17 protein-coding genes are annotated in these 14,918 nt (G+C 38.2%); 11 read left to right on the forward strand and 6 right to left on the reverse strand.

Annotated features, from left to right (window positions below; translation table 11 throughout):
• The first annotated feature begins 344 nt into the window (after nucleotides 1-344).
• From G6554_RS00360 to G6554_RS00375, 4 genes are all read left to right on the forward strand, one after another.
• Complete coding sequence (locus tag G6554_RS00360; RefSeq protein WP_166237664.1) at nucleotides 345-1,976, forward strand: long-chain-fatty-acid--CoA ligase; 1,632 nt, start codon at nucleotides 345-347, stop codon at nucleotides 1,974-1,976.
• A 111-nt stretch (nucleotides 1,977-2,087) separates the two neighbouring features.
• A complete protein-coding gene (locus tag G6554_RS00365; protein WP_166237665.1) occupies nucleotides 2,088-2,819 on the forward strand; it encodes a hypothetical protein in 732 nt (243 codons plus the stop codon).
• 18 nt (nucleotides 2,820-2,837) lie between these two features.
• Nucleotides 2,838-3,380, forward strand: a complete 543-nt coding sequence (locus G6554_RS00370; RefSeq protein WP_166237666.1) for a polyhydroxyalkanoate biosynthesis repressor PhaR — start codon at nucleotides 2,838-2,840, stop codon at nucleotides 3,378-3,380.
• 20 nt (nucleotides 3,381-3,400) lie between these two features.
• Complete coding sequence (locus G6554_RS00375; protein WP_166237667.1) at nucleotides 3,401-4,480, forward strand: alpha/beta fold hydrolase; 1,080 nt, start codon at nucleotides 3,401-3,403, stop codon at nucleotides 4,478-4,480.
• Nucleotides 4,481-4,551: 71 nt separating this feature from the next.
• Here the strand turns inward: G6554_RS00375 and G6554_RS00380 are convergent, their stop codons facing one another.
• Nucleotides 4,552-5,334, reverse strand: a complete 783-nt coding sequence (locus tag G6554_RS00380; protein ID WP_166237668.1) for an alpha/beta fold hydrolase — start codon at nucleotides 5,332-5,334, stop codon at nucleotides 4,552-4,554.
• Between the two features lie 147 nt (nucleotides 5,335-5,481).
• Here G6554_RS00380 and phaQ point away from each other — a divergent pair, with 147 nt between their 5' ends.
• On the forward strand, nucleotides 5,482-5,919 hold the full coding sequence (gene phaQ / locus G6554_RS00385) for a poly-beta-hydroxybutyrate-responsive repressor (RefSeq protein WP_166237669.1): 438 nt from the start codon (nucleotides 5,482-5,484) through the stop codon (nucleotides 5,917-5,919).
• Nucleotides 5,900-6,499, forward strand: coding sequence for a hypothetical protein (locus G6554_RS00390; protein ID WP_166237670.1), 600 nt, complete (start codon nucleotides 5,900-5,902; stop codon nucleotides 6,497-6,499). Before phaQ ends, G6554_RS00390 begins: the two co-directional genes overlap by 20 nt.
• A 149-nt stretch (nucleotides 6,500-6,648) precedes the next feature.
• Here the strand turns inward: G6554_RS00390 and G6554_RS00395 are convergent, their stop codons facing one another.
• From G6554_RS00395 to G6554_RS00405, 3 genes are read right to left on the reverse strand one after another with little or no spacing between them, the layout of a single operon-like run.
• Complete coding sequence (locus G6554_RS00395; protein WP_166237671.1) at nucleotides 6,649-7,233, reverse strand: hypothetical protein; 585 nt, start codon at nucleotides 7,231-7,233, stop codon at nucleotides 6,649-6,651.
• A 43-nt stretch (nucleotides 7,234-7,276) separates the two neighbouring features.
• Entirely contained in the window at nucleotides 7,277-7,717 is a 441-nt protein-coding gene (locus tag G6554_RS00400; protein ID WP_166237672.1) for a DUF6114 domain-containing protein, read from the reverse strand.
• Nucleotides 7,718-7,755: 38 nt separating this feature from the next.
• Entirely contained in the window at nucleotides 7,756-8,355 is a 600-nt protein-coding gene (locus G6554_RS00405) for a DUF6230 family protein (RefSeq protein WP_166237673.1), read from the reverse strand.
• Nucleotides 8,356-8,644: 289 nt separating this feature from the next.
• On the opposite strand from G6554_RS00405, the gene G6554_RS00410 reads away from it, so the two are divergent.
• The 4 genes from G6554_RS00410 (at nucleotide 8,645) to G6554_RS00425 (ending at nucleotide 10,851) form a co-directional block, all read left to right on the forward strand.
• A complete protein-coding gene (locus G6554_RS00410; RefSeq protein WP_166237674.1) occupies nucleotides 8,645-9,826 on the forward strand; it encodes a response regulator transcription factor in 1,182 nt (393 codons plus the stop codon).
• A gap of 181 nt (nucleotides 9,827-10,007) precedes the next feature.
• Nucleotides 10,008-10,433 carry a CotY/CotZ family spore coat protein gene (locus G6554_RS00415; RefSeq protein ID WP_166237675.1) on the forward strand — a complete coding sequence of 142 codons (426 nt, stop codon included), beginning with the start codon at nucleotides 10,008-10,010 and terminating at the stop codon, nucleotides 10,431-10,433.
• A gap of 148 nt (nucleotides 10,434-10,581) precedes the next feature.
• Complete coding sequence (locus G6554_RS00420) at nucleotides 10,582-10,686, forward strand: YjcZ family sporulation protein (protein WP_166237676.1); 105 nt, start codon at nucleotides 10,582-10,584, stop codon at nucleotides 10,684-10,686.
• Between the two features lie 21 nt (nucleotides 10,687-10,707).
• Complete coding sequence (locus G6554_RS00425; RefSeq protein ID WP_166237677.1) at nucleotides 10,708-10,851, forward strand: YjcZ family sporulation protein; 144 nt, start codon at nucleotides 10,708-10,710, stop codon at nucleotides 10,849-10,851.
• 46 nt (nucleotides 10,852-10,897) lie between these two features.
• On the opposite strand, the gene G6554_RS00430 is transcribed toward G6554_RS00425, so the two are convergent.
• The gene (locus G6554_RS00430) at nucleotides 10,898-12,634 is read right to left on the reverse strand and encodes an AAA family ATPase (protein WP_166237678.1); all 1,737 of its coding nucleotides are present in this window, start codon (nucleotides 12,632-12,634) and stop codon (nucleotides 10,898-10,900) included.
• A 157-nt stretch (nucleotides 12,635-12,791) separates the two neighbouring features.
• On the reverse strand, nucleotides 12,792-13,052 hold the full coding sequence (locus G6554_RS00435) for a hypothetical protein (protein ID WP_166237679.1): 261 nt from the start codon (nucleotides 13,050-13,052) through the stop codon (nucleotides 12,792-12,794).
• Nucleotides 13,053-13,220: 168 nt separating this feature from the next.
• On the opposite strand from G6554_RS00435, the gene G6554_RS00440 reads away from it, so the two are divergent.
• Nucleotides 13,221-14,801, forward strand: coding sequence for a peptide chain release factor 3 (locus G6554_RS00440; protein WP_166238113.1), 1,581 nt, complete (start codon nucleotides 13,221-13,223; stop codon nucleotides 14,799-14,801).
• The last annotated feature ends 117 nt before the right edge of the window (nucleotides 14,802-14,918 follow it).

The following is a 14,918-nucleotide window of genomic DNA, read 5'->3' on the forward strand; positions in this document are numbered from 1 at the left end:
CTGACTGAAAATGGTTATTACTTTAAGCAATTCATCTATAGTAATTTCCTTTTTTGATATAACTATATAACTGTCAACAGGATCAAAAAAAAACGAATGTTTTGTGAACAATCACGAGTACTTGTCGATTTTAATCTCCTTGTGCCGAAATTAGACTTAAAACACCCCTTCTCGAACTTAAAATTATGAAAATTGATGAAATATGTCGAAAACAGTACATTTACAAATATCTATTTTAAAACAATAATTTAAGTGGATTCAACTTCTTCCAAGTTTAATAGGGTGAAAGGTTTCAGTTTCACTTTCATGTTTCATTTGGTAGAGAAAATAAGGAGGGGAATAATATGGTTTATCAGAAAAAGCCATGGCTGAAATTTTATGATCCAAGAATTAGCAAGGTAGTATCAATTGAATATGATTCATTATTTGACCTATTAAGGCAGGCAGCAAATATTCATCATGATAATCCGGCGCTATCGTTCTTCGGAAAGTCTTGGAGCTATAAGGAAACCAGAATGATTTCTGAATGGCTTGCCGCTTCATTATATCGGGTCGGGCTGAAAAAGGGTGAGAGATTGGCTATCATGCTCCCGAACTGCCCGCATTATATTTTTAGCTTATTTGCTACATTTCGGTTAGGCGGTATTGCCGTTCAAGTAAATCCCATGTATGTCGAGAGAGAAATTGAATATATCCTCAATGATTCCGATGCGGAATACATGGTTGTTTTTGAAGCATTCTATCCTAGAGTAAAGCAGGTCCAGCCGAATACATCTTTGAAAAAAGTCATTGTCGTTGGGTTTGGAGAAAATAAACTTCCGCTTGCAGACGGAGATATTTATTTTGAAGACTTTTTAACACATGATAATGTGATGCCTGATATTCCCATTGATATTCATGATGATGTAGCCCTACTTCAATATACTGGCGGAACAACCGGGGTATCTAAAGGGGTGATGCTTACACATCATAATTTACTGGCCAATATTATTCAGGTATGCGATTTCACCTATAATGCCGTCGATGAGAAACCTGAAAACTTCAAAATTGTAAGTGTTCTGCCAATGTTTCATGTATATGGGCTCTCTTGTAATGCACTATCAGCCATAAGAATCGGCTGTAATCAGCTCATTTTACCTCGATTTGATGTTAATGAAGTGTTAGAGCTAGTTAAACGTGAGAAACCGTTTCAAATGACGGCTGTTCCGACCATGATTTTTGCTTTGAATAGTCACCCAAATTTAGAAGATAGTAATATCGGTGATATTTATTATTTAAGCAGCGGCGGCGCACCGCTCCCAATTGAACAAGTTAAATCATTTGAAAAAAGGGTGGGGGCAAGATTATCGGACGGCTACGGATTATCAGAAACAGCTCCATCAGCTATCTCTACGCCGCCATTCCTGCCGCGGAAATTAGGAAGCGTTGGTATTCCGCTCCCAGGTACCGAGGCAAGAATTGTAGAAGAAACTTCAGAAGGGATTATAGATGTACCAGTTGGTGAGGCTGGAGAGTTAATCCTTCGCGGACCACAAGTGATGAAAGGATATTGGAAGCGTCCCGGGGATACAGAAATGGTGTTAAAAGATGGCTGGCTATTTACCGGGGACATCGCAAAAATGGATGAAGACGGCTACTTTTACATTTTGGATCGCAAGAAGGATATTATTATTGCAAGCGGCTACAATGTTTACCCACGTGAAATTGAAGAGGTGCTGTACCAGCATGAAGCGGTGGAGGAAGCAATTGTCATTGGTGTTCCAGACACATACAGAGGAGAAACAGTAAAAGCCTTTGTTAAGCTAAAACCAGGTACAGATATAACACCGGAAAAACTGATAGATTTTGCAAAGATAAATTTAGCGCCTTACAAGGTGCCGAAAGAAATTGAAATACTAAATGAACTTCCTAAATCATCTGTCGGCAAGTTATTAAGGAGAATGTTACGACAAGAACAGGAAAAAGCTCAAGTATAAACACACCCCAGAAAAAGCATTAACGCATGCGATTCTTCTCTACAATACTTCATCATAGACACACTTTCACAACAATCACGCACATAATTTCTTTATAAAGGAGCGAGAAAGATGGCTGGAAAAAAAGAAAATGAAAAAGAATCAAAAAAGGTTAAAGAACTCCATGAGACACAGCCGGAAGCTGAAGTAAAGTCAGTAAATGAATCAATCGGAAGTAAGGAAGAGGACCCAGTGGTTAAGGTCCAGTCAACGGAAGAGAAAACTATAGAAAAGGACGATAGCGATGAACAGCTTTCCAGCCTTGACATTCTATGGCGCAAGGCATTTGGTGAGCTAGATGAATGGGCAAGCCGCGCTGATTTTCGTGATGAAGTTTTCTTGAAGAAGGCAAATCTTTTTGCTGAAAGTGTTCAGCGTAACCAAGGGAATGCTATTGAAATCGCTGCACAATTTTACCAAGAATTCTCTGCTTGGGAAAAGACAGCTAGAGAGGAATTCCTAATGTCTACAACCAGCCTGCAGCACTTTTTTCCCCTAAAGTCTTATGAAGATATTAATGGGAAAATTGATCAAATTCAAGAAAAGACATTGGCGATTCTTGCAGCACCGTGTCAAAAGATAGCAGGAAATCTGTCAATGGATAAGTATCTCGAAGTGATCGACCAATATATTACTCTTCGGAAAAAAGGCAGAGAACAGTATATTAAATCGGTTAAGCAAGCCGGGAACTTAATTTACGAAAATCAGAAGGGTTTTGTTAATCTCTTTGCCCGACAAATCAAAACGTTAATGTTCCCATTAAATAAATACTTAGAAAAAACAGAAGAACTAACCAAATCATAATTCAAGGGGTGCTGCAACATGTCTAATGAACAAAATTTTGATCCATTGTTTGGGTTCAAGCAATTAAGTGGAATGTGGGAAAAACAATTAAACGATGTATTATACAATCTGACCGACAATAAAGAATTTGTTCGGACTGCAAGTGTAGGATTAAATACCTATTCTCGATACATGAAGCAGCTGAGGAAAAATCAAGAATTTGTTGCAGCTCTAATGAATATACCCACTAAAAAAGATGTTGCAAATGCCGCCAAACTATCCATTCAGGCGGAGGAAAAAATGGATTTGTTAGAGGAGCAACTCTGGAATTTACAAGATAGTGTTAGTTCAATTTCAAAAGAAAACGTAAGAATGTTCGAAGAAGTCATAACTATTGTCATGCAAATGAAGAATGAATTTCAAAAAGTATCCCAGGAAATGACGGAAATCCACAATGTGAAAGCAGAACTTGCTTCCTTGAAAAATCTTATCGAAAAAAAAGAGAAGGAACAGCAGAAGAAAGAACCAAAAAAAATACAAGATAAAGAATTAGTGCTCATCGGTACTAACACATCTAAATAACATGGAAGAGGGCTATGAAAATGAGCACTAAACTCTTAGGAACAAACCTATTTCCGCTGTTAAACATAGAGAAAGAAACAAAACGGTGGAATAACCTTTATAAAATAATGACTGAGCCCAAACCGGATATTGTCCCTACACCACGACAGAGTGTTTGGAAGAAAAATAAAACAACCTTATGGTACCATCCTGCGATGGAAAAAAAACATGATGTGCCAATTTTTCTAGTCTATTCTCTTTTGAACAAGGTATACATTCTGGATGTAGGCGAAGGTAGCAGCGTTGTTGGGGGTCTGACAGAGCGTGGTTATGATGTCTACTTGTTGGATTGGGGTTCACCAGGTCTTGAAGATAGTGATATTACACTCGATAAATATATTATTGATTATATGGAGAATGCCCTTAAGCGAGCACTAAGACATTCCGGTGCAAAGGAAATATCTCTTGCGGGATATTGTTTGGGTGGAACAGTAGCAGCCATCCTGGCATCTATTACGAAATTACCAATAAGAAATTTAACTCTTGCTGCTGTTCCAATTGACTTCAGTATCGGGATTGTTCCTGACAAGTGGCTTGCAGGTCTTCAAAATGGTTCACTAAGTTTTGACCAATTTGCTGATGCCCATGAAACCATTCCATCAGAATTTCTCTATTTGATGTTTAGGGTACTATCACCCGTTTACGGAAGCCCTAAAATCAATCTCATCACGCGTGCGCATGACGAGGACTATGTAGAAAAATGGCGCCGCATGGACAAATGGACTAAAGACACGGCTTCCTTTACAGGTGCTGCCTTCAAGCAGATGTTTAACGATCTTTATAAGGATAATAAACTCTTAAAAGGTGAATTGATGATTGCTGGCAGGAAGGTAGATTTAAAGAATATTACATGTCCGCTTTTTGTTTTCTCTTGTTCACGCGATACTCTTGTGTTAGATAAGCAAAGCCTGCCAATTATGGATTTAGTCTCAAGTGAAGATAAGACGTATGAGGTTTATGAAGGGGGACATGTTTCACTGGCATTAACAGGTGTGTTCGCTGAAATTTGGGATAAATGGTTATCGTCACGTTCACTTCATAAGCAAAAAGAACTTGTTTAACCTTAGAGAAACCAGAATAAATTAGTAACGGGAAGATGGGTGGGGACCTGATTCTTCCCGTTACTCAAAGATTATATTGCTGATTTTTGTTGATTGAGAAACCTTCTTAATAGGCGGTTAAACCGGTCTTTTGCTTCCAATTTGGCAAGATGACCGGTATTCCGCATAATAATAAATTCCGAATGTGGTATCAACTTATGCATGGATGCCTGAATCCATACAGGTAAAACAGAGTCATACTGCCCCCCAATAATTAATGTAGGGACATTGATTTTTGGCAATAGGGCGCGGTTATTGACTTCAAGACAATTTTTCAAGGATTCAAGAAAAATCTGATGTTTTGGCCGGAAAAAGTGACGAAATTTTTCTGTAGTTTCCTTACGCCAGGAATACAATGCCATACGTCCAAGGAATTCCTCTTGTATTCCTGCTGTCGTAACGGCTTCAAACTTTTCTTTACGATTCTTAAAAAACCAACTTCTTAGTTTCTTCGGAAAAAAGTGGAATGTACTGACTAACATGAGTGAACGACAGAGGTGTGGAGCTTGACGGTAGATTTCCTGGGCAACGGCTCCGCCCATTGACAGACCTAGGATGTGAGCGTTTTCAATTTTTAACTCCTTCAATAATTCAATTAAGTCTGCGGCAAAGTTTGGAATCGAAATACCATCCGTTTTTGTACATTCCCCATGACCGCGTAAATCAGGAATAATTAATTCAAATTGGTCGGCTAACTCGAATTGATGTTGCCATCCCTCTTTGACTTCACCTAACCCGTGGATGAGCACGAGTGGTTCCCCTTTTCCTAAATGCAAAAAAGGTACACCTAATTTGCTGACTCTCGTATTTTCCATTTTACACCACCTTTTCATTTTATTAAGTTTATAACCAAGCCCACCCAATTGTAAACATCTAAATTCTATTTTTACATATATTTATTTTACACATTGACATAATATGACTCATAGGTGTAAAATACATGTAGGTGAGGTGATAAAGATATGGTAAACCAAGATAATCAATCAGTCAATCCATCCAAAAATTTTGTGCTGCCATTTATTTTATTGCTTCTTAGCAAAGTTTCTCTTCATGGATATGAACTTAGCCAAAGGTTGGAGACATTCGGATTTAAGACCCTTGATCAAGGGAACTTATACCGGATGTTAAGACAGTTGGAGAAGGATGAACTTGTTTCATCAGAATGGGATACAGCAGGAAGCGGGCCAGCAAAAAGAAGATATTCCATTACAAAAGCAGGGGTTACATACTTAAAAGGCTATGCCAATCAACTAGAAACCTATCAATCCATCCTAGACCAATTCTTCAAGATGTATTCCAGTGTTCTTGAGCTCTATATGCCTTCTTTTCAAAAGAGGGATCCAATAGAGAAAGTAAAAAAAAGTAGGAGGAGGAAGGACGATGGCACAGAAAAAGAGTGAAACGGTTCTTACTACGGATGAAAAAGTCATTCCAACAGTAGAGGAATCGATCGTTGTAGGATCATTTGTTACCACATTTTGGGATCAGTACGAGCAATCACGTGAACGTGCTGAGCAGCTTCGGGAAAACCGAGAAGATGCCTATGTTAATGCGGTAAGGGAGGTCATCAAGTTCAATAAACAATACCGTAAATCCTTGGCAACATTATATGAGCAAGCGAAAAGAACAAACAAGGATATGGCAACTGAACTGATGCATCAAATTAATAGAGGTAAAGAAGTTGAGAAAGAAGAAACGATCCATGTAAATGACCGAGCAGAATTAAAGAACCAATTGAAAGAGGTTACAGGTCAATTAGAGAAATTGGCGCTTACACCAATTCGATCTATCTTCCATATCGTCGATCAACTAGAAGACAATTTCGAAAAAAATGCAGAAGCAAACATTGCCAATAACCGTGGTCGTAGAAATGCTTGGCTTGCTGTTCGAAAGGAATATGTGAAGAAGGCCAGAAATACCCATTTAAATCTAGTAGAACGCGGCAAGAACGGTTTCAAAGAACTAATCAAAACTCCGTAACCATATTTATTATTAAGGGGAATTAACAGCATTGATTGACAATAGAATCCTTAACAAAAGCTAGAACCACAGTCTTTTTACAATATAAAAAGATTGTGGTTTTTACTTTATTGAACTTTTGATGTACTAATGAAAAACAAGCGATGCTTTTATTCAGCATCGCTTGTTTTTATGGTTTGAGACTGTTCTTTAAGTATATATTCGATCTTTGACTTTACCGCACTTAGATTGGTTTCATTCATGGGTTCTAATTCAACATCTCCGCCCTCTACAAAGCTTACATTAAATTTTGGAAGAATGGATTGATCACTTGTCACATGGTGTGCGAGGAGTTTAACATTTTTTAGACCAAAATTTCCGTTATCTGGTTTGTAAGTAACGATTTCCCCCGGATTTGTAACAGATAAGGACAAGTTATTAAAAAGAACTGTATCACCAGAACTAATTATGTTCGTGACGATACCATTTGGGGTCTTTATTAACTTCTTAATCTTTAATCCTTTAACATTTGTATCTTCAAATTTTAGTTCAAGCATGGGTCGACTTGGTTGATCGGCTGTTTCCCCATTTATTAATTCAGCACCTTTAATGGTACCCTCTAATTGATCTGCTTCAATAATAAATCCTATTATTGTAGATTCAACTGCAGAACTATGATTCGTGGGGATTAAAAATCCACTCATTGCAATAATTAATATGAGTCCAATTCTGAAAAGTTTTCTTCTCTGCTTCAACTCTATCACCGTTTTTCTGTAACATATAAACTGCTTCGCATGATTATTCGGGTAATGTTTCTTTGCTTGATGCAACCTCTATTTCAGCTATTTGAATTTTATTTGACTCATCTTGGGAATCTGTTACAGCCATTGTTGGTTTCCAGGCAATCATCATGGCCCCACCAACAATTCCTAAAATTGTCCCAATTAAGAAACCGCCTAATGCCCCCATAATGGATAAAACCGAGGTAAAGATTCCTACAATTCCAAACAGGGTTGAAAGCTTAGGCATGACATATGCTAGGACACCCATTAGAAGGGTCAGACCTCCTAATAATAGGCCAACAACAATCATACTACCTGGTGCAGCTGCAATTTCGTAAAGCTGTGCAGGTACCATTAAAATGATGATTCCTGATAGTATGGACAAGGTCGCCCCCCAAAAGGGGCGCCTTGCTCTCCAATTCTTAAACTTAGTACGTTTTGAATACCTAGAGCTCATTCATATCACCCTTACCTGTTAATTCCCTGATGCACAAGTTATTTAGCTGGTTCAAATGAAACCTTCATACCACCAAGAGTTACGGTTTTTTGGAAAAGATACACAGTATCAAGTACACCATTCTTAATGGTTATTGAATTAGCCGTTTGTGTAAAATGTTCTGCAGCTGCTCCAGCAAGTACTGCTGGGCTCGAAAGATCACGATCGCCAACAAATTTTTCTGCCATGGTTAGCTCATTAAATGAAGCATCGCCTTTAACCATTGTTGCTTTTTGTTGAAGACCGGTAATCTCAACTGGCTTTTCGGCAGTAATGACTGCGTTTATCCCTAAAAATGGTATGGATTTTGAGATTTTCAAATTGGTTATTGTTGCTTTGTCAATTTCATTAACAGCAACCGGGTTGTTTTGTTTCATGGCACTATCGGCAAGACTGCCATAAAGTTTAAATCCTGTACCGGTCATTTCGTCAAAGCTGACAGTAAACCCGCCCACTAATGGCATGGCTGCGGCCATACCTGTCACCCCAAAAGTACCTAATAGTGCTACTAAAAATAAAAAGCCCCCTACTAATGCAATGATGAGTTTCTTCTTAACCGTCTGCCCGCCAATAATTGCCGATTCTACTGCTAAATTCATACACATTCCTCCTTTTAATATAAAAATGTGAAACCATTCCAATGAAAATGTAAATGCTTTCACTATTCGTCATAATTTTATGATAAATTAGTTTCCATGGAAATCCCTACATTTGTAGGAAGTTAATCTTTGAAATATATGAGGTAGAGCAAGAGGTGACAAAATATTTAATAATATGGAAGAAAAGCAGGAATTTTGAATAGTTTCGGTGAATTATGTAATAGGTATAAACTGTTATAATACAAGGGGAATAACAGCCTAGATTTACAAGGAAGGGTGTTTGCTAAGGATGTCAAAGTCATTAAACCACCATTTGGATAATCTTTTAAACGATGCTGTTATCATGTTATGTCATTATCAAGAAGATCTTTTACAAGAATGGAGCCAAATGCTCCAATCGCTAAAAAATACGAAGAAAAAATCAATTGCTGTTTTTGAATTTATTAGTGAGTTTTTAGTCAGATTTTTACGTTCAGTTCATGAAGGAACCGTTGATATATATCAAATGTTAAATGAGATTCAGGATGAATGGAATGCTCAATTTCACAGGCAGCCGGAACCAGAAGCATTAATCTTTCATCTGAATTTGTTAGAGAACGCTGCTCATAAGGTTTTAAAATCGAGAATTGCTTATTCCTCGAAACTACATCCTTCGGTCCATTATTTGTTTTCAAAAATAAGCGAAGTGATGCTGTTTCAATCGAAAAATGAGAATTATAGTATTTGGAAGGATGCGGTTATCTTATTTAATGAGTGGATCATCCGCTCACAAAACTTTAAGGAGTCAGTAGAGAATATTTGCTTTGGCTTTGGTTATTTCCTTCCATTTGAACGGTGTGCACTTTTTAAGTTTACCAATAAGGAAAGCGTCGGGGTTGGTTTATTTGGTCATCATTTAAAAACGGAAGAAATTCAGGCAATTGCTGAAAAAATTACCAACATCCCGGTACTAAATGAAAGCCTTGTGAAATTAAAATCACAGGGTCACGAAATGAAAAACTTCCAGCCGATTTATATATCCTGCGCAGAACAGGATCTTCCGGAAAAGTATGTGAAGAAATTTGATTTGACCTCGTTAATTATTGTTCCTATTTATGTTCCAGAGGAAGGAAAAATAATTGGGGGAGTTGTTTTAGACCAAGGCCCTGGACAGCATTTTACTGTGGATACCAGCCTGTTTCCTGCATTGATGAAATTTGGGCAAAGTTCTGGAGAGTTGCTTTCAAAGTTTATCGAAGCAGATCTTAAAAAACCTGAGTTGCCAGAAAGAGATTCCATCACTTTGTCGCCAAGAGAAACGGAAATTATTAAGTTGTTAGCGGACGGTGCTTCAACTGCAGAAGCGGCATTAAAGCTTTATCTAAGTGAATTTACTGTCAGAGATTACATATCAAATATTATGAAGAGACTTAATGCCCAAAATAGGACGGAAGTAGCTGTCAAAGCAATACGAATGGGAATTATTGATTGAAGCTGAGGCTAAACATATCCTTTTGGCTAAAAAACTGTCAGCATATGCTGGCAGTTTTTTTAGGTATCTACCCTTTCGGATAAATACCTGTTTATCGTGTGAGAGGAGCCTATACCATATGGTAAGAATAGAATAATTTACAATAAGAGATGTTTGTGAAACAAATGGGAGGAGGCAGGGTATGGGAATAAGTGAAGTTGAACAGTGTATATGTCATGAAATGGAACAACTTCTTGAAGAACAGCAAAAATTATCTTTTGAAGGCTTCCGTTTCATCTGTGAGGATATTGGTTTTGACACAATCCCATTTATCCTTTCAAATGGAAAATGTCCATTTGAAACTTTTGGGGTAACAAGATATGGGGATTTTTTCACTACACAGGTTTTTCGGTTAGAAAATATTGATTCAAAACATTGTTGTGCAACGCTATCACTCTTAATACCAGTAGATATGGATGGTTGCCCGGTGGATTTATGTGATGATGTGTATTCGCTGATTAAAACGGATAACTGTACGATAGTTGATTTGAGCTGTTTTTGTACAATTCAGCCACTATCCCCCAAATTAGTTAATCGGGAGCTACCTATTATCGAACCAAAATGTTAATAAAACTGAAAAAATGATTAATAGCTCATCTGCAAAAGAATGGGCTTATTCTTTTTTTCAAAACTAATGAATATGGATAGGTGTCTATCGCACATTTTTATCTAGGTGAATAGGATATATGGAATTCTAGAAAAGGAGGTAATGTTAAATGTCTGGTGCAGTAGGTGGCTACGGAGGCGGATTTGCCCTACTAGTCGTTTTGTTTATATTGTTAATCATTATCGGAGCTTCTTGGGGTTATGGATTCTATTGATATAAATAAGGAGGAATTTTAATGTACGGATATGGTGGATTTGGAGGCTGCGGCTATGGTGGTGGTTGTGGCTACGGTGGAGTCGGCTTTGGCGGCGGTTTTGCTCTAATCGTCGTATTATTTATTCTGTTGATTATTGTTGGAGCGGCTTGCTTTAGATGGTAATCAAACTAGCTCCAGTGCCAAAGGTACTGGAGCTTTAAAGTCTTTTTTATGCCAATACAAGGTTTTCTGTGTTGTTCAACTTCTCCCAAACAATTTCTTCGACCTCTGAACCCTCGATTGTTTCTTTCTTTAATAAAACATCAACTAATTGCTGATACTGATGTTGATGGCCTTTAATTAAGGTCTCTGCTTTTTCTAAGCCCTTCGTAAAGAGTTCCTGCATTTTTACTTCTTTATCTTGTTTGTTAAATGTCAAAGTAAAACCGTCCTGAAGCATACCTATATCCACCATTTGTTCAATGATTTGTCTTGCCTGCTGTACGTCGCCACTTACACCGATGCTGTGTTCACCCAAAAACATTCTTTCAGCAACACCGCCGGCTAATACCATGGCAACCCGGTCAAGTAAGTCAGAGCTCGTTGACAAATGTAATTCTTTAGGAATGGGGGCTACATACCCAAGAGCCTCTCCTCGAGGGATGATCGTAGCTTTCCGAACCGAACCAGGCTTCGTTAATGAGGCGACAATTGCATGTCCTGCCTCATGGATTGCCACCCTGTGTTTAGTTTCATGTTCCTGTAAGGAACGAGAGGTGCTGCCTAGAATGGTCCTGTCAAGGGCATAGTCAAGATCATGCTTATGGACCATATCCTGCCCATTTCTAACTGCACGTCTGCTAGCTGTTTCAAATAGGGACTGAAGTTCAGCACCCGAAAAACCAGATGTACTCTCAGCTAAGTCATCCAACGATGCAAAAACATCATCGGCAAGAGACTTGCCCGTGGTATGGATATCAATAATTTCTCTTCTACCCTTAGTATCTGGTAATGGTACATGGAAGGAAAAGTCGATCCTTCCCGGTCTTAGGAAAGCCTCATCAAGCATGTCTTTTCGATTTGTAGCGGCAATAAACAATATTCCATCATTGGAATGACCGCCATCAAGTTGAACGAGAAGTTCCGTTAAGGTTTTTTCTGCTTCCTCTCCGCCATGTGCTTTTCGTTTACCCGCTAGAGCATCCACTTCATCAATAAAGATTACGGCAGGACCTTGTTTCCTGGCCGTTTGGAACAAGGAACGGACGCGGCTGGCACCAACACCAACAAACAATTCGTTAAAAGCAGATCCGCTGGCAGTGAAAAAAGCTGCATTTAACTCGCGTGCGATGGCTTGAGCCAATAAAGTTTTCCCTGTACCAGGAGGTCCGTACAACAAAATTCCTTTTGGTGGTTTTATGCCTAATTTAATGGCCCGTTCCGGCTCCTTTATGGAAGAGATTGTCTGCATGATTTCTTCTTTCATCTCTTCCCCAAGTCCACCTACGTCTTTCAAACTGATAGGAGGAAGGGGGCGAGACTTAGAAACACTGTTTTTCATTGAGTTATGAAGGCCAAATCCGCCCTTTTTCTTTTGCAGGGTAATTGCTGCACCCGCAAGTAATAAAACGAAACCGCCCATAATCCACTTGCCATATTTACTGCTAGTGGTATATGAATATTCGATATTATATTTTTCAACAAGTTTATCAATCATTTGACTGTTCGGCGGGACATGAGAAATATATTCTTTGTTTCCAGCTTTCATGTTTAGGCTGCCATCCGCACGTTCAGTCAAAGTTACTGGTTTCCCATTTTGAGCCTGAATTGTTTTTTCGACTAAAGTGAAGGGAATGGTGACCTCGTTATTTGAAGTTTGGACATACCAAACGGTACCTAAAAATACAAAAATAATCGCAGTGAATAATGGGATAAACTTGGAAACTACTTTTTTACTTTTATTCATCCTACATCATCTCCTTTAACAGGGTCATCTACTATTATTATAAAGTAACTTCCAGAAAAATGGATGTGGGAATCAGTGGAAGAAAAAAACACACAAAATGCGTGTTTTTTTTAAAGATAAAAAAGTATAAATTTCGACTTCAAAGAATTGTCTAGCGCTAAGACAGTAAACGAAGATGGGGAATAATGGGCATCAGGACACTTTGAGCAAGCACACCAATACTAACACCAAAGGAAGATGCTTTACTCCATTTAAAAACATGAACTTTTCCATCCTTCCCTTCATACAAAAATAAGAGCTGCTCACCTTCTTCAGTAATGCCAATTTTATGAAAAGAGACATTATTTTGTTCAAGAACAATTTCAAATGCTTTATGCAACAATGTTAAGGTCTGTGGGTCTATTTTATTAACTTCCATATTTCCTCCTAATATATATCCGCATACTATCTATTATAGTATTGTACCATAAGCGATAAAAGAAAAAATCAGGGTCAATCAATTGAAATATTGCAAAGATATCATTTGCTCTGATAAGATTAAAGTTATGATTAAAAATTTTTCATTGGCAAAAGAGAGGAAGACATGATGGGTAAAAATTTTAGAGAAGACGTATTATCGCGCCGGACATTTGCGATTATTTCCCACCCGGATGCCGGTAAAACGACACTAACAGAGAAATTATTATTATTCGGCGGTGCTATTCGCGATGCCGGTACTGTAAAGGCGAAAAAGACAGGAAAATTTGCTACAAGTGATTGGATGGAAATTGAAAAGCAACGTGGAATTTCTGTCACTTCCAGTGTGATGCAATTTGACTATGACGGTTTTCGCGTCAATATTTTAGATACGCCTGGACACCAGGATTTCAGTGAAGATACGTATAGAACATTGATGGCTGTTGATAGTGCAGTAATGATTATTGATTCGGCAAAAGGAATAGAGGAACAAACTCTAAAGTTATTTAAGGTATGCCGAATGCGCGGAATTCCCATTTTTACGTTTATTAATAAACTCGACCGCCAAGGGAAATCACCACTTGAGCTCCTAGCTGAATTGGAAGAAGTACTTGGAATCGAATCGTATCCAATGAACTGGCCGATTGGAATGGGAAAAGAATTCCTCGGCATTTATGACCGTTTTAATAATCGAGTAGAACAGTTTCGAGTCAGTGAAAATGAACGGTTTATCCCGTTAAATGACAAGGGTGAAATTTCAGGTGAGCACCCATTGAAATTATCAGGACTATATGATCAAACTCTTGATGAAATTATGCTGTTAAATGAGGCAGGTAATGAGTTTTCAACTGAGAAAGTGGCTGAAGGCAATTTAATACCTGTTTTCTTTGGAAGTGCGTTAACCAATTTTGGTGTTCAGACATTTCTTGAGTCTTATTTAAAATTTGCACCACCGCCAATGGCGCGGAACTCCTCGATTGGAGAAATTGATCCTTTAGGTGAACAATTTTCGGGTTTTGTCTTTAAAATTCAGGCTAATATGAATCCTGCCCACCGTGACCGGATTGCCTTTATCCGGGTTTGTTCGGGGAAATTTGAACGCGGGATGACTGTTAATATTCCACGGTTAGGAAAACAATTAAAGCTATCTCAATCAACTTCCTTTATGGCTGAAGAACGAAACACAGTTGAGGAAGCTGTCAGTGGTGATATTATTGGCTTATATGACACTGGCACTTACCAAATTGGCGATACGTTGACCACTGGGAAGGATCATTTCCAATATGAAAGATTGCCGCAGTTTACTCCAGAATTATATGTGAAGGTTTCTGCTAAAAACGTTATGAAGCAAAAATCCTTTTATAAAGGGATTGAGCAGCTTGTCCAAGAAGGAGCGATTCAGCTTTTTAAAAGGGTCAGTATCGATGAGTATTTATTAGGTGCTGTAGGGCAGCTACAATTTGAAGTATTTGAGCATCGAATGAGAAATGAATATAATGCTGAGGTTTTAATGGAACGATTGGGTTCGAAAATTGCCCGATGGGTAGAAGACGAAACCGTGGATGAAAATCTATCGAGTCCACGGAGCCTGTTGGTGAAGGACCGTTTTGACAATTATGTATTTTTATTTGAAAATGACTTTGCCCTTCGATGGTTCCAAGAAAAGAATCCTAACATAAAATTATATAATCCAATGGATCAACACGAGTAGAAAGTCCAAGGATAGGGTGGAAAAATTTTTCTTGCTAGTTATTTTGGCACAAGGATGGGAAAACTAAATTGAGAAGTTTTTTATTCTAAAAATTGCCAAGTAGAAGCGGGATTGTAC

Source organism: Bacillus sp. MM2020_4 (assembly GCF_011250555.1).
Taxonomy (GTDB): Bacteria; Bacillota; Bacilli; order Bacillales; family Cytobacillaceae; genus Neobacillus.

Bases quoted from the DNA above. Each gene is read 5' to 3' on its own strand.
- G6554_RS00420 (WP_166237676.1), top strand. From the start codon at position 10,582: ATGTCTGGTGCAGTAGGTGGCTACGGAGGCGGATTTGCCCTACTAGTC.
- G6554_RS00440 (WP_166238113.1), top strand. From the start codon at position 13,221: ATGGGTAAAAATTTTAGAGAAGACGTATTATCGCGCCGGACATTTGCG.
- G6554_RS00365 (WP_166237665.1), top strand. From the start codon at position 2,088: ATGGCTGGAAAAAAAGAAAATGAAAAAGAATCAAAAAAGGTTAAAGAA.
- G6554_RS00425 (WP_166237677.1), top strand. From the start codon at position 10,708: ATGTACGGATATGGTGGATTTGGAGGCTGCGGCTATGGTGGTGGTTGT.
- G6554_RS00360 (WP_166237664.1), top strand. From the start codon at position 345: ATGGTTTATCAGAAAAAGCCATGGCTGAAATTTTATGATCCAAGAATT.
- G6554_RS00405 (WP_166237673.1), bottom strand. From the start codon at position 8,355: ATGAATTTAGCAGTAGAATCGGCAATTATTGGCGGGCAGACGGTTAAG.
- G6554_RS00430 (WP_166237678.1), bottom strand. From the start codon at position 12,634: ATGAATAAAAGTAAAAAAGTAGTTTCCAAGTTTATCCCATTATTCACT.
- G6554_RS00410 (WP_166237674.1), top strand. From the start codon at position 8,645: ATGTCAAAGTCATTAAACCACCATTTGGATAATCTTTTAAACGATGCT.
- G6554_RS00435 (WP_166237679.1), bottom strand. From the start codon at position 13,052: ATGGAAGTTAATAAAATAGACCCACAGACCTTAACATTGTTGCATAAA.
- G6554_RS00370 (WP_166237666.1), top strand. From the start codon at position 2,838: ATGTCTAATGAACAAAATTTTGATCCATTGTTTGGGTTCAAGCAATTA.
- G6554_RS00380 (WP_166237668.1), bottom strand. From the start codon at position 5,334: ATGGAAAATACGAGAGTCAGCAAATTAGGTGTACCTTTTTTGCATTTA.
- G6554_RS00390 (WP_166237670.1), top strand. From the start codon at position 5,900: ATGGCACAGAAAAAGAGTGAAACGGTTCTTACTACGGATGAAAAAGTC.
- G6554_RS00375 (WP_166237667.1), top strand. From the start codon at position 3,401: ATGAGCACTAAACTCTTAGGAACAAACCTATTTCCGCTGTTAAACATA.
- G6554_RS00400 (WP_166237672.1), bottom strand. From the start codon at position 7,717: ATGAGCTCTAGGTATTCAAAACGTACTAAGTTTAAGAATTGGAGAGCA.
- phaQ (WP_166237669.1), top strand. From the start codon at position 5,482: ATGGTAAACCAAGATAATCAATCAGTCAATCCATCCAAAAATTTTGTG.
- G6554_RS00415 (WP_166237675.1), top strand. From the start codon at position 10,008: ATGGGAATAAGTGAAGTTGAACAGTGTATATGTCATGAAATGGAACAA.